Annotated in this window: 14 protein-coding genes; 7 read left to right on the forward strand and 7 right to left on the reverse strand. The window is 50.5% G+C overall.

Going from position 1 to position 13,201, the window contains the following annotated elements:
• Positions 1 to 68 precede the first annotated feature (68 nt).
• The 4 genes from IYN85_RS16035 to IYN85_RS16050 form a co-directional block, all read right to left on the reverse strand.
• Positions 69 to 257 (reverse strand): CPXCG motif-containing cysteine-rich protein, encoded by a 189-nt coding sequence (locus tag IYN85_RS16035; RefSeq protein WP_196159931.1) that lies wholly within the window; start codon positions 255 to 257, stop codon positions 69 to 71.
• Between the two features lie 32 nt (positions 258 to 289).
• On the reverse strand, positions 290 to 1,096 hold the full coding sequence (locus IYN85_RS16040) for a flagellin (protein ID WP_196159932.1): 807 nt from the start codon (positions 1,094 to 1,096) through the stop codon (positions 290 to 292).
• A 78-nt stretch (positions 1,097 to 1,174) separates the two neighbouring features.
• Entirely contained in the window at positions 1,175 to 2,458 is a 1,284-nt protein-coding gene (locus tag IYN85_RS16045) for a ribonuclease J (protein WP_196159933.1), read from the reverse strand.
• Positions 2,459 to 2,555: 97 nt separating this feature from the next.
• Positions 2,556 to 3,101: a YaeQ family protein gene (locus tag IYN85_RS16050; protein ID WP_196159934.1), complete on the reverse strand. Its 546-nt coding sequence runs from the start codon at positions 3,099 to 3,101 to the stop codon at positions 2,556 to 2,558.
• A 217-nt stretch (positions 3,102 to 3,318) separates the two neighbouring features.
• Between IYN85_RS16050 and IYN85_RS16055 the strand changes: the two genes are divergently transcribed.
• On the forward strand, positions 3,319 to 4,848 hold the full coding sequence (locus IYN85_RS16055; RefSeq protein ID WP_196159935.1) for a PAS domain-containing hybrid sensor histidine kinase/response regulator: 1,530 nt from the start codon (positions 3,319 to 3,321) through the stop codon (positions 4,846 to 4,848).
• Positions 4,849 to 5,331: 483 nt separating this feature from the next.
• Here the strand turns inward: IYN85_RS16055 and IYN85_RS16060 are convergent, their stop codons facing one another.
• Positions 5,332 to 6,408, reverse strand: a complete 1,077-nt coding sequence (locus IYN85_RS16060; protein ID WP_196159936.1) for an alpha/beta hydrolase — start codon at positions 6,406 to 6,408, stop codon at positions 5,332 to 5,334.
• Between the two features lie 81 nt (positions 6,409 to 6,489).
• On the opposite strand from IYN85_RS16060, the gene IYN85_RS16065 reads away from it, so the two are divergent.
• On the forward strand, positions 6,490 to 7,179 hold the full coding sequence (locus tag IYN85_RS16065) for an RluA family pseudouridine synthase (protein WP_196159937.1): 690 nt from the start codon (positions 6,490 to 6,492) through the stop codon (positions 7,177 to 7,179).
• A 124-nt stretch (positions 7,180 to 7,303) separates the two neighbouring features.
• On the opposite strand, the gene IYN85_RS16070 is transcribed toward IYN85_RS16065, so the two are convergent.
• The gene (locus IYN85_RS16070; protein ID WP_196159938.1) at positions 7,304 to 7,984 is read right to left on the reverse strand and encodes a hypothetical protein; all 681 of its coding nucleotides are present in this window, start codon (positions 7,982 to 7,984) and stop codon (positions 7,304 to 7,306) included.
• Positions 7,985 to 8,178: 194 nt separating this feature from the next.
• Here IYN85_RS16070 and IYN85_RS16075 point away from each other — a divergent pair, with 194 nt between their 5' ends.
• The 3 genes from IYN85_RS16075 to IYN85_RS16085 all read left to right on the forward strand — a co-directional run bounded on the left by IYN85_RS16075 (position 8,179) and on the right by IYN85_RS16085 (position 10,005).
• The gene (locus IYN85_RS16075) at positions 8,179 to 8,511 is read left to right on the forward strand and encodes a DUF2956 domain-containing protein (protein ID WP_196159939.1); all 333 of its coding nucleotides are present in this window, start codon (positions 8,179 to 8,181) and stop codon (positions 8,509 to 8,511) included.
• A gap of 101 nt (positions 8,512 to 8,612) precedes the next feature.
• Positions 8,613 to 9,518, forward strand: coding sequence for an alpha/beta fold hydrolase (locus IYN85_RS16080; protein WP_196159940.1), 906 nt, complete (start codon positions 8,613 to 8,615; stop codon positions 9,516 to 9,518).
• A 34-nt stretch (positions 9,519 to 9,552) separates the two neighbouring features.
• On the forward strand, positions 9,553 to 10,005 hold the full coding sequence (locus IYN85_RS16085; RefSeq protein WP_196159941.1) for a YHS domain-containing (seleno)protein: 453 nt from the start codon (positions 9,553 to 9,555) through the stop codon (positions 10,003 to 10,005).
• A 62-nt stretch (positions 10,006 to 10,067) separates the two neighbouring features.
• On the opposite strand, the gene IYN85_RS16090 is transcribed toward IYN85_RS16085, so the two are convergent.
• Entirely contained in the window at positions 10,068 to 10,886 is an 819-nt protein-coding gene (locus tag IYN85_RS16090) for a GNAT family N-acetyltransferase (RefSeq protein ID WP_196159942.1), read from the reverse strand.
• Positions 10,887 to 11,021: 135 nt separating this feature from the next.
• Between IYN85_RS16090 and IYN85_RS16095 the strand changes: the two genes are divergently transcribed.
• Both IYN85_RS16095 and IYN85_RS16100 read left to right on the forward strand, forming a co-directional pair.
• The gene (locus IYN85_RS16095) at positions 11,022 to 12,872 is read left to right on the forward strand and encodes a Na/Pi cotransporter family protein (RefSeq protein WP_230390792.1); all 1,851 of its coding nucleotides are present in this window, start codon (positions 11,022 to 11,024) and stop codon (positions 12,870 to 12,872) included.
• Entirely contained in the window at positions 12,865 to 13,110 is a 246-nt protein-coding gene (locus IYN85_RS16100; protein WP_196159943.1) for a hypothetical protein, read from the forward strand. Before IYN85_RS16095 ends, IYN85_RS16100 begins: the two co-directional genes overlap by 8 nt.
• Positions 13,111 to 13,201: the final 91 nt, after the last annotated feature.

Below are 13,201 nucleotides of genomic sequence, written 5' to 3' on the forward strand. Positions count from 1 at the left end.
TTGGCCTGTCAGTCAGTTGGAAACCAACAAGGTTACTGGTTTTTCAACAAGCGGTCGAGCGCTGGGTTTTAATCATCTTCGCGTTGTAAAAACACGTCTCCGTTCACTTCCACTTGCACAATCATTGGACGACAACAGACTTCGCAGTCCTCAGTGTAGGTTTGGGGTTCATCAAAGGGCTCGATGATGAGGCGAATGTGTTCACCACAATAAGGGCAGTATTGTTTGCTGGTTTCAGTCGACAGGTCTTCTTGCATGATGATGTACTCCGTTACGGTCAGGCGTGTGTTCAAGGTTGCAACAGGGCGAGAACATTTCCCCGATTCTGGTTTGCCTGGGCTTGCACGGCAATACCCACCTGTTCACGAATCTGATTGGCACTGAGTTGACTGGCTTCTTTAGCAATGTCGGCGTCTTCGATTCGCGAACGGGCGGTTTCAGAAGCAATTCTGTCCTGTTCCAAATTTCCGATGCGCGATTCAAAGCGATTTTGCAAGGCGCCGTTTTCGGCTGCCGTTTGCGATAAGCGAGCCAGAATGTCATCGGCTATGGCAATGGTGTTGCTGGCGCGGTCTGCGGAATCAACAGAGACATCCGCCAGACCCAGTGCCGATACGTCGTCCGCCAGGTTGTCAGCGGGAATGTTAATTTGGTCGCCCGCGTCAGGTCCCACTTGAAAGGCTTGCTCTTGCGTGCCACTGAATAGAGACTTGCCGTTAAAGTTAGTCTGTTCCAATGTTGTGTTGATCTGCTCGGTTAACGCAGCGACTTCTTTGCCAATTAGCCGGCGATCGTCATCGGTGTAAATACCATTGGCGGCTTGCACAGAAAGCTCTCGGATACGTTGCACATTGTCGGTCAGGTTTTTCAGCGCACCGTTGGCCGTCTGCAGCAGGGAGATACCATCGCCGGCGTTGCGTATGGCCTGGGTTTGGCCGCGACTCTGTGCGCTGAAGGCCGTACTGATAGCCAGACCGGCGGCATCGTCTGCAGCGGAGTTAATCTGTTTGCCTGAACCGATACGCTGCAGACTTTGATCCACCGATCGGGATGCTTGGTTCAAACCGGTTGCACCGGGTCCGATGGTATTGTTCATGGTGTTTACCGATATCGTTAAGGTTGGTCTTAGTATAGTCGGGTTTCATTCGGACCGGAGTTGTGAACGGCGTTGGAATTATTCCCGAAGCACAATGCGTCCGGTTTGCACTGCTTGCTTTCGGACCTTACCACGGCCATTCAGTACAAACAGATCTCCGTTGCTGCCGGTCAGTTGTTGATGCACGCCCTGATGTTTGGCAATGGCGGCGTTGGCTTGCATATGTTCAGCCTCGCCGTGTACCGGCACTGCGATGCGCGGCTGCACCCAACGGTAGAGGTCAGCGACTTCGTCAGCGCAGGGATGGCCAGACGCGTGTATCGGCCACTCACTGTCGGCCACCGTAATGACGTTGATTTTTTTTCGTTTTAGGTTGGCAATTAACCGGTCAACCGCGACTTCATTACCCGGAATTTTAATCGCACTGAAGATGACGGTATCGCCGGGGTCCAGTTCCATGTCGTAATGACTGTCGGTCGCTAAGCGGGTTAACGCTGTGCGCGGTTCGCCCTGGCTGCCCGTGGCGATACAAAGAACCTCGTGTTTTGGCAGATAGGGCAGGTGGTTGGTTTCTGCAAAACTGTATTGTGACGGCCAGACGCCAGTGGCCTGTGCCGTACCGACCATGTTCAGCAGTGAACGGCCCATCAGTCCAACATAACGGCCGGTCTCGGCAGCAATTTTACTGAGTGTGACCAGGCGGGCGATGTTACTGCCAAAGCATGCGACCACCACCCGTCCTTCGGCTTGCTCAACATGGTGCTTTAAACCCGCGTAGCAGTCACCTTCGGATAAAGAACGGCCCGGTCGGTTGGCGTTGGTGGAGTCACAGACCATGGCATCGATGGATGCATTGGCCAGCGCTTCAAACGGGGCCGGGTCGAATGGCTCCCCCATGACGGGTTTTGGGTCTATTTTCCAATCACCGGTGTGAAAAACATTTCCGGCTTTGGTGCGGATAACCAGCGCATGAGGCTCCGGCAAAGAATGTGTCAGTGGTAACCATTCCACGTTGAAGCTGCCAATATCGATGCAGTCACCGGAGTCGACCACGATAATCGGCACAGAGCCAACCAGACCTTTTTCCGCCAGTTTGCGACGTAAAAATTCAGCGGTGAATGCGGTGGTGTATACCGGACATTGCAGACGCGGCCAGAGATCCGCCACCGCGCCGACATGGTCTTCATGCGCGTGCGTCACCACCAGGCCGACCAGGTTTTCTTTCTGTTTGGTAATGAAAGCAGGGTCGGCGCTGACAACATCGTGCTCAACCGTACTTTCTGGAGTCAGCGGTGCCTTAAAGGTGACCCCGCAATCCACCATCAGCCACTGGTCGTCGTGACCATAGAGATTCATGTTCATGCCAATTTCGCCGGTACCACCGAGTGGCAGGAACCAAAGATCTTTTGCGCCGGGTTGCAGAGTAAAAATAATCGTTACCTTTTATTGCGACGGGTGTTTATTGCTGAGCCTGGCTGTGCAGCAACGACCAGTTGATGTCGACTTCACCCTGTTCGGTATGAACGGACGCCGAACTGTCGTTAATTGTGACAAACCACTTCATGGTACGGGCAACCAGTGCGGCCAGATTGCTGATTTCATCATAATTGAACTGAATGAAGTCGGCTTCGAGTCGTTTGAACTTGCCAGACTCCTGTTGCCACCAAACGTCTGACTTACTGTTGAAACTGTAGACCTTAACCTGTTGCGCCATCCGTGAGGCTTTTTTTACCCGTTCAACAGACGGTTCCCCGAGTTCGATCCACAGGCTTATTTGGTCATCTAAAGACTTCGCCCACAAGTCAGGTTCCTCAACGGTACTTAGACCTTTGGTTAAGGTCAGGTTGTCACTGGCGTTCAGTGCGAACGCCATTAACCGAGCGACCATCCGTTCGAGTGTTTCCGACGGATGCAACGCAATGGTTAAGTGATAATCCTGGTAATGCTGGCGATTCAGATCGGACAGATTCAGGTTCAATTTGTAAATGACGGGTTTTAAGGCCACAGAGATGCTTCCTGGAATTTGGTGCAAGCATAGCAGGTTTCGACCGGTGGTAAGAGTAACATCCTTGATGACGGTCAATGGAGTATCTTTCTGCAGGGTGGCTTTTCTTAAGCTATGTTTCGTAAGGAGCCTGGCGGCAATGGTCGGGCTTTTACAATCAATAACCAAAGTGTCGCCCGCAGAGCTGGTGGCTTCCTAGGGGAGGTTAGGCAAAATTATGGCGAAGCTATCGCAACCCTACACCAAAGAGCGCCTACAGAAAGTGTTGGAAGGCACCCGGTTGGGTATGTGGGATTGGAACCCGCAGACCAATGAGGTGGTGTTTGATCACAATTGGGCCGAGATGCTTGGGGTGACCCTCGACGATTTAACCATGACACTGGACGATTGGTCTTCACGGGTACATCCGGATGACATCGATAGCTGTTTCGCGGATATTCAGGCGCATATGGAGGGCAAAACAGACTATTACGAAAACCTACATCGGATGAAACACGCGGATGGTCATTGGCGATATATCCTTGATCGCGGAGCTGTCGTTGAGCGGGATGCCGATGGCAATGTGACTCGTTTCACTGGCACGCACACGGACATCACACCTCTGAAAAAAGCTGAGTTTCAGGCCACGCAGGCGCTGCAGCAACGTGAACGGTTTTTTTCTTCTATGTCACATGAATTACGGGCGCCCGTGCACGCCATGATGGGTATTGTTGAAATGGTATCCAAAAAGCTGACCGATCCGGAACTAACCGCACAGTTGGATATTGTGCGTAACAGTGGTCAGCATTTGTTAATGGTTATCAAAGATATTCTGGACGCTGCAAAATTGCAGGAAGCCAATCTGTCCTTGTCACCCAGTGTATTTAATGTTGCGGATCTGATGAATTATGTAGTTCAGCTATACATGATTAATGCTGCGCAAAAAGACCTTATGTTATTTACATCTGTTTCCGAAGCCATGTCGACGGAGGTCGTGGAAATGGATCGGTCGAGGTTGGCGCAGATCTTAATTAACCTGGTTTCCAACAGCATAAAATACACCGAACACGGGGAGGTTGAACTGTCACTGACGGAAGAGGAAGGGCAGTTGGCGATAAGCGTGCACGACACGGGTGTCGGTATTGCCGACGTGGATCGGATTTTTGAACCTTATGAACAGGAAATGAGTGCTCGCGAAGATGACGTAAATTCCACGGGATTGGGTTTGCATATTTGCCAGGTTATTTCGGCAATGCTGGGTATTGAACTGACGGTTATATCCTCCCTGGGTAAAGGTTCTGAGTTTCGGTTAACGCTGCCCGCGAGTTGCCGACGCACGCCGGACGATGTCGTCGAATTGAACGAGCAAGACGCAGTCGTGGATATCAGCCAGTGGCCGCCACTGACGCTCTTGATCGTCGATGACACCGCCATAAACATCAGTGTTGCCGTAACCATGCTGTCGGAAACGCCGTGTCGTATTCTGGTTGCTAAAAATGGCCTCAAAGCACTGGAGATTCTGAAAAAAACAGACGTTGATGTGGTATTCACCGACTTGCACATGCCCGAAATGGGTGGTCTCGGATTAACCGCTGCCATTCGTGGCGATTCTTCGATCAAACCGCCCAAGATCATTGGTCAGTCTGCCGATGCACAGCAAGAAATGCAGAACAAATGCTTGGCGGCGGGCATGGACGGGTATCTAGCCAAACCCTTCGGTCAACAAGATTTGTTTCGGGTTATTCAACGTATTGCGGTTGATGCCTAAAGCCAAAATGCGGTGAACAACTATCGGCAAGTGCTGCAGGGAATAGCAAGTCCTTTTCAAAACACACAACAATGCTCAGTCCTCGATCTGAAGGACCCGAAGTGCGGGCCTGAAATGGCAAATTTATTTGTTAAGTCATTTGCCAAAATAGTGAATATTGCCTGCAGAACTTGCCTCGAAAATTGGCGCATATCTGCACCCGCTGAGGTAGATAGCAACCTAGTGTCCTGAGTCTGAAGTTCTTATCGTTTCAGAGCTCATGGGAAGCGCTAGTACAAGGCGCTCTTTGTAGAGAATATCGAGATCTTTTCAAGAAGAGCAACGCCGTAATAGTGTTTTCCATGAGCTCCCTTTGGGCACGTCATTCAAGCTCTCTAGCGTTGTTCTGTCTCTTGCCAATGGAATAACCATTGACTGCGAGACACGCCTAGCTATAAAGCTTGAATGGCACGCTGAATTCTTGAGAACTTCTGACTCAGGACACTAGCAGAGCCATTGACATACGGACTGCCAGACACGGGCATCGCGCAGCAGTTCAATGTGTCCAACGTTTGTGAGCATTGCTTGCTCTGTCGCCTGTTTTAAACCTAACGCACTGGTCGTCGTGACCAGTCCATCGCCAAGTGCCTTTTTAACGTGTGCCTGTGTTACGGCTAATTCGCCCGCTACGAGGTAAATGCGCGTTGCTGCGAGAGGCGTGTTCGGGTTGTAGCCATGATTCAAATCGTGAATGCCAGCACTGCGCATCCGGGTCAGGTAAGTCAGCGGTAGGGTAAAGGATATCTGACTCAATTGTTCTTCCAGCCAATGCCCGAGTTGCGCCATGGGTGCGCCCTGGTGTGGCGAACCAACACAAATGAGGTTTTTGACAGCCCCCTCCAGTGTTGATTTATTCTGCCGTGCCCTTTGCAGAGCGATATGAGCAATCAGCCCACCCATACTATGACCAATGAAGGCGTATTCATCACCGGGTTGGTGTTGTTGCTCAAGTGATTGCAGCAATAGGTTTGCGTTACGCAGCAATGGCAGGCCACTGTTGTAATCGACAAACATTGGCTGCCAGCCGAGTTCTACGATGTTATTGAGCAACTGTGGCGATTGCCAAGCAAGCTGGTCCATACACAGGCCGTGTAAAAAAATGGCCTTCTTTTGAGTGGCTGGACCTTGACCGGACAGCAGACGAAAAGGTTTTGCCAGAGGGTTGTGGCTATCAGCTAACTGGTCGCCCAGCACGCCATTTAACACCGCAATGGTTTGACGGCGAGTGTTACTTTTATCATCGCTGATTTCCTGCACAGCGACTTTTCGCGCTAACGGGTGCAATACAGCTTCGGCTGTGATGGGCGCAAATTTTATACCGGTGTAAACCCATTTGGTACCGGTGTATAACCAACGCAACGGACTGGATTCTGTGATGCCAACTGCGCGTAACACGGCAAAATGCAGTTGTTCGCTGGCTGTAATAACGTGGTGGGTGCTGCGCGCCGCCAGTTGTGCTGCCGCCAGGGTATCGGTCAGCCGAAAATGGGATTGCCAATTCAGTTTCTTTTTTTCAACCATGAGCGATTGCTCCTGACGCACGCGAGGCGGTGCGATATGCTGTGCGGTAATGAATTATAGCCACTGTACGCCTAACACTTTATGAATCCATTGATCAATGACACCTTTATCGCGCCACCTTGTCAGGAATCGTTAGGCATTGTGTATGAAGACGAAAGCCTGCTGGTGATCAACAAGCCGAGTGGCTTGCTGAGTTTATCCGGTAAAAACCCGGCCAATCTGGATTCGGTTCATCACCGTCTGGTGCAGCAATGGCCAACCGCGCTGTTGATTCACCGTCTGGATTTCGGAACGTCTGGGTTGCTGGTAGTGGCGTTGTCGCAAGACATCGCCAAGGCGTTGAATCGACAGTTTCAGCAACGGCAGGTCACCAAACGTTATTTTGCGATGTTACAGGGGTTGGTTGACGCCGATAGCGGGTTGATTGACGCACCCATTGGCAAAGACCCTTTGCATTTTCCTAAAGTAAAAATCTGTTCGGTCACGGGCAAGCCCGCGCTGACAGAATATGCCGTTATCGAGCGCTTTCCTGAGCAAGAAACAACGCTCGTAGCCTATACACCGTTAACCGGTCGAACTCATCAGTTGCGCATCCACAGCGCCCATATCGGTCACCCGATCCTGGGTTGTGACCTTTATGGCACGACCGAGACCAAAACCAGAGCGAGTCGATTACTGCTGCAAGCCTGCGATTTGAGCTTTATCCATCCGGTCAGCGGCGAACCTCTGTCCTTCCGTCAAGCGCTGGAGGGCGCTTTTGATTCATGTTGATGACCTTAATCCTGTCAGATCAAGGCGTGAGAGTGGTGTGGGTTGAAGAGAATGGACTCAGGGGGCAGGGTTGCAATAGCCAATTTCTGCCCCTTAAGGTAGATAAGCGTTACACAGACGTGTCTTAAACTTCCAGAATCGCCAGTACATCGGTGCCGTCTTCCGCCGTAATAGTGGAAATGGATACAATGGGTTCCGCTTGGATCTCGCTGGCCGCAGTTTGCGCGGTTTCCTGTGCTTGTTCTGGAGTGATTATGGGTTCTTGCCCGGCGCTCAGTTGAGCGCTCTGTCCGGCGTTAAATTCTTCCGTGATTTCTGAAATGCGAGATTCAGTCAACGCCGCCTGTCGTTCCAAAGCGCTGATGGCGCTATCCAATCGAGCGACGGGATTGTCGGTCACAAAATAGGAATCAGTCAGTAGCGGACCTGCGTCTTCCGCACCGGAACCAAAACGCGCCTCCAGTGCAGCCGCCCGGATACGTTGCAACGCCTCCTGAGGTGTTTCACCGGTATCCTTTTGGGCGGCTTTGAGCAATTGATCGCGCTGTGTCTGCAGTTGGACCAGCTTTTCTTGATCGGCGCGCAGTTGGTCGGCCAATCGATTGCTTTCGTCCACCAGCGGCGCCCGTTCAGTGTCTCGTGTCAGGGTTCTCTGTGACAGCCGTAACTCTTGTTGATTGGGCTCATATGTCGACTTTTGTCTGGATTCAGTGGAATCCGCTCGGTTTACCGGAAAGCTCTGTGTGTCGCGCGTCGTACGTTGTACGGGCAATGAACTGCTGATGGCATTGATATCTGCGGACATGGGTCACCTCCACGCATGAAGCGTTATAACTCATAATGCGCTTTGATTAATCTTTAATCAATTTACGGGCGAGATTGGCATTAGATCACCTGATCTGGCTCATCTATTTGCCGGTTATTCCTCTATCGATGTATGGTTGGACCTGGGCGCGGCCGCAGCCGCTGACCGTATAGACCACTTCAGGACCGCAAAACATGGCAAAAAAACAGGTTTCACAGGAAACAATCGACGAAGCTCTTAAAATAGCCAAAGGGACCGCTCGTCCAGGGCAGACCAAAGAGCAGACCAAGCTGATCGCGCAAGGTATCGAAAAGGGTATTGCTGAGTACAAAAAACGAGAGAAAGCTAAAGCTCGCGAACGGGACAAAGCGCGAAAAAAATCCCACGCGCAAACCGATTCGACGGCAGAGGCTACCGAGTCAGCATCAATTGAGTCCACATCAGCATTAATGCAATGGCTCCCCTGGATTTTATTGTCCGTCAGCTATGTTGGTTTTTTAATCTATGCGCTGAAGGGAACTAATTAGTTTTTCGCCCATCCAAGCATCCGAAAAAATAATGGAATACCTGAGATGGTTGGTTAAGACTATTTCTGGCACTGTTTGGATTGCCTGTTTTTGGAGCATGCATGGATTTTTCAATGACACTGCCGGATAACCGGACATTGAGTTATGCGATTTATGGTGACCCGGTTGGGCAACCGGTTTTCTATTTTCATGGCGGCCAGGAAAGCCGGCTTTCTGCAGCTTTTCTGCACGAGACCGCATTGAATCTGAGAATACGACTTATCGCACCAGACCGGCCAGGCGTCGGTCAGTCAGATTTTCAACCCGAACGACGGTTTATTGATTGGTCTCAGGATATTGCCTGGCTTGCGCAAGAACTCGATGTTCAACAGTTTTCGGTGATGGGTCTTTCTGGCGGAGCGCCTCATGTATTGGCAGTATTGCAGGCCATGCCTGATCGAGTGCATCGAGCGTCGATTGTTTCCGGCGCCATTCCCTACGACGTGAAAGGATCGACCAAGGGCATGTGGTTTCCCGTGAAAATGATCCATTACTTCGCCCGTCGAAAAAACGACAAAACTCTACGAAAAATTATGCAGGGTGAACGAGATCAATTATTTAACGCGCCGGATAAAAAAATTCGTCAGTTTCAAAAATACCTTCCAAAACCAGATCGCGAACTTATGCTGGAGCAACCCGAGGTAGCGACGGAGTTCATCCGTGGCAGCCAGGAGGCGTTCAGTAAAGGGATTGATGGCGTGGTGCAAGAGTGGCGTCTTTATGTACAACCTTGGGATATTGACCTTGCCCAAATACACGTTCCGGTTTCGCTCTGGTACGGTGGCAAGGACAAAATGGCGCCCCCACAGAGAGGGCTCTATCTTGAAAAAAACCTACCAAGAGCGACGTTGCATGAGTTGAACGACGAAGGCCATTTCTCGCTCATTCATCGGTATCAGTATGACATTCTGTCTGATTTGTTACAGCCGGATACGGTTTCAGCGACAGAGACTGCGCGGGAGCTTTAGCCCGGAAATTTCACTTTGAGGTTTGGAGATAAAGATGAAGAAGCGAATGCTGTTTGTATTGTTCATGCTGTCGTCTTGGGTTAGTGCGGCAGAACCGGTGAGCAAACACTTCTTTACCGGTGTGGCTATTGGCGGCCAGGACACCGTCGCTTACCACGAACAGAAAAGCGGCGCGGCGGTGGACGGAAATTCTGAGTTTACCTTTGAATGGCAGGGCGCGAAATGGCGTTTTGCGTCGCAGGCGTCTTTGGATAAATTTGCAGAGAACCCTGCCCAATGGGTTCCGGAGTTTAATGGGCATTGCGCCAACGCACTTAGCCTGGGAGAAGGGCTGGTGAAAACCGACGGCTCGGTTTGGCAGTTTTTCGATGACAAGCTTTATTTGTTTTATGCCCAAAAGGGTTTAGCGCGCTGGCAACAGGGCGACTATGCGCGCTACCGGGAGGACGCGGAAGCGGCTTGGAATTCGATTCTCAGCGCACCCTAAACCGGTCGATTTTTCATACTGATAAACCGAAACCTCACCTGCGTTGCACGCCTGTTTGTCGGTCATTCACTTTGCGTGTTTTCATCGGGCCACCAACAAAGGCTGCATTCGCGTTCCGCAATCGTAAAACCTAAACTGCGGTATAAATTACTGGCGTGGTAATGCTCATCGGCGAGAATGACCATGGTTTCGATGTGTTGCGGCGCGCGTTCAATCAGATGACTAAGCAGTCCTTTGGCAATCCCCGTGTTTTGGAATGCGGGCGTGACCAATACATGTTGAAATCGTGCTAATGATGCTTGATGGAATAAACCGGCAAACCCGATAAGCTCAGCGCCTTGAAAAGCCCCAAGATACTCCCCCAACTGTTGCTCATGTAGTTGTCGATAGTTGGCGACCTGGCCAGCTAAAAACATGCGATAGTCGCTTTCGCTGTGATTACCACTTCGTTCGTTCCATGATATTTCCGTCCATTGCTGCCAATCCTCGTCGGAGAGGAGCGGTCGGTAGACAACGGTTTCATTCACCTGACCCGGACGGACGAAATCAGACCGGGTCTGTGTGAGGACATGCATCTCTTCGTATTGAAACCCCGCGTCTGTAAACGCCTGCACGCTGGTGTCATCTTCCTGTTCGCGTGTCCAACTGAAGGTATAGTGTCGGATGCCTGGTTGCTCTCGAAACTCAGTGTCGAAAAGTGAGAGCCACTCAGGCTTGGTGTGATGATTTAACGGCTTTTTCAAGGCCAGTAGATTGCCAAAATAGTAAAAAGGCTTGCTGGGTGTGCGTACGACAATGTAGTCGTCGCGTTCATCTAACTGGCTTTGCAGTTGGCCGATAACAACTTCGCTGCGCATACCGATATTGCGGATGGTTGACATACTGAATCCAGAAAAGGTTTAGCGGCAGTGTGCCGCTGTGGTGGCTTGAAATCAACGTCGTTGCTGCGAAATATTCGTAGGCGGTGTGGCATAAATTGGCAGGCGGCCTATGCTTTACGGTATGTGAACTACGTTATGCCGTCTATGTTCAAACGCTTGTTTCTCATCATAGGTTTACTGGCTCTGCTTGGCTCTGCCTGGTGGAGTTCGGACATTCAGCAAATTGGTGCTGGTGTGGCTATTTTTCTGTTCGGTATGTTGTCGATGGATGAAGGTTTTAAGACCTTCACCGGCGGTACTTTGGAAAAATTGTTGAGTGTCAGCACCAACAAGGTATGGAAATCATTGGGTTTTGGTGTGCTGGCAACAACGCTCGTGCAATCCAGCTCCTTGGTTTCGGTGATTACCATCTCTTTTTTGAGCTCTGGGTTGCTGGAATTGGTGCAGGGGATAGGCATCATTTTTGGCGCCAATATAGGGACCACGACGGGTGCCTGGCTGGTTTCTGCCTTCGGTCTCAAAGTGAATATCAGTGCTTATGCCATGCCCATGTTGATGGTGGGTGTGGTTTTGGTCATGCAGAGCCGAAAAAGTCTGAAAGGTATCGGTCATATTCTGACCGGGCTGGGTTTTTTGTTTCTAGGTATTCATTTTATGAAGGAAGGGTTTGATGCCTTCCGTGGCGCGATTGATTTAAGCGCCTATGCCGTTTCTGGATGGCTGGGTCTGTTGCTTTTTACGTTATTCGGCGTCGTGGCCACGGTGATTATGCAGTCGAGCCATGCGACATTGGTCTTGATTATTACGGCGTTGGCGTCAGGTCAGGTAACCTATGAAAACGCTATTGCGCTGGCCATTGGCGCGAATATTGGTACCACTATTACAGCCATTATAGGAGCTCTTGGCGCGAATGCGCCGGGCAAACAATTAGCAGCCGCGCATCTGGTGTTTAATGGCATGACAGCCATCGTGGCGTTAACGCTGATTACCCCGCTGATTCAATTGGTTGAAGTGCTGTCCGGCTGGTTGGGGTTTGGCGCTGAGGATTACACGCTGAAACTGAGTTTGTTCCATACGCTGTTTAATGTGCTGGGTGTGGTGATCATGTTGCCGTTTATCCGTGGTCTGGCCTCCGTGTTGAAAAAACTGATCGTGGACGATCGCCGGCAACAGCTGAACCTTCCTGCCAGCCAACCGGACCGGCGTACCGAAACCGTTGCGCCTAAATTTATATCCGATGTAGTGATGCACCACCCGGATATTGCCCTGAGTGCGATCATAGAAGAAATTACCCGTATGTGGGATAACGCAGTGGCGGTGATGAGTTATGCGCTGTACTTGAATCGAAAGGACCTGGAGTCGGAAATGCCGCTGGACCTGGCGTTGGTGAATTCTGAGATTCATGAAAATACCACCGATGTCGACGAATTGTATCTGCGTTATATTCGGCCATTGAACACCGCCATTATTAAGGCAACCAGTAATATCCCCAAACCGATGAGTAAAACTCAGGACGAAACTGTCTTTGCGCTCAAGTTAGCGTGCCGGGACCTGGTGAATGCGGTGAAAGATGTCAAGCATCTGCAGAAGAATGTGTTGAAGTATCACGATCACACCAACGATGATTTGGCCAGGCAGTACCGGACGTTTCGTTTCCAGCTTGCCAGTTTGTTACACAATTTGCAGAACATTCTGAACTACCCAGATCGTGAAGAGGCGCTGTTGGCGTTCAGTGAACAACAACAGATGTTGCTGAACAGTGATATTGTCCGCAATGGTCATCTTGATAATTTGATTGCCGGCCACAAAATACCGGCAGATACCATTACCTCGTTAATGAACGACAGCCAGTACTGTTTAGATATCGGTCACCGGGTGCTGCAGATGGCGCAGACATTGTACTGGGCGCATTCCGGGACGCCGACAACCGCGACCCGCGAATTGGTTTTGGATAATGACGAATTGAGTGAGTTAACTCATGGCTGAACAACACGACAAACCCAGGTGGTTGAAGCGATTAAAAAAGCTAATGCGTTCGAGCGATGAGAACGATCGCGAGAAGCTGAAGGAAACGCTGGAAAAGTTGAAATACAAAGCGAATGAATTGAAAGCACAACTCGACGATGCTGACACCGAGGAAGAAAAAGAACGACTCATGAAAAAATGGGCTTTGGTGAATAAGCACCGGAAAAAAGGTATGAAAAAATTGTTGGGTGATGACTAGCCCGGAAATTTCACTATACCCCTCAATAAAAAACAGGAACTGCCAGTCCCTGTTTTTTCAGTTAAAAGCTTAAGAGACCCACGGTCACTCC

Source organism: Reinekea sp. G2M2-21, from assembly GCF_015687175.1.
Taxonomy (GTDB): domain Bacteria; phylum Pseudomonadota; class Gammaproteobacteria; order Pseudomonadales; family Natronospirillaceae; genus Reinekea.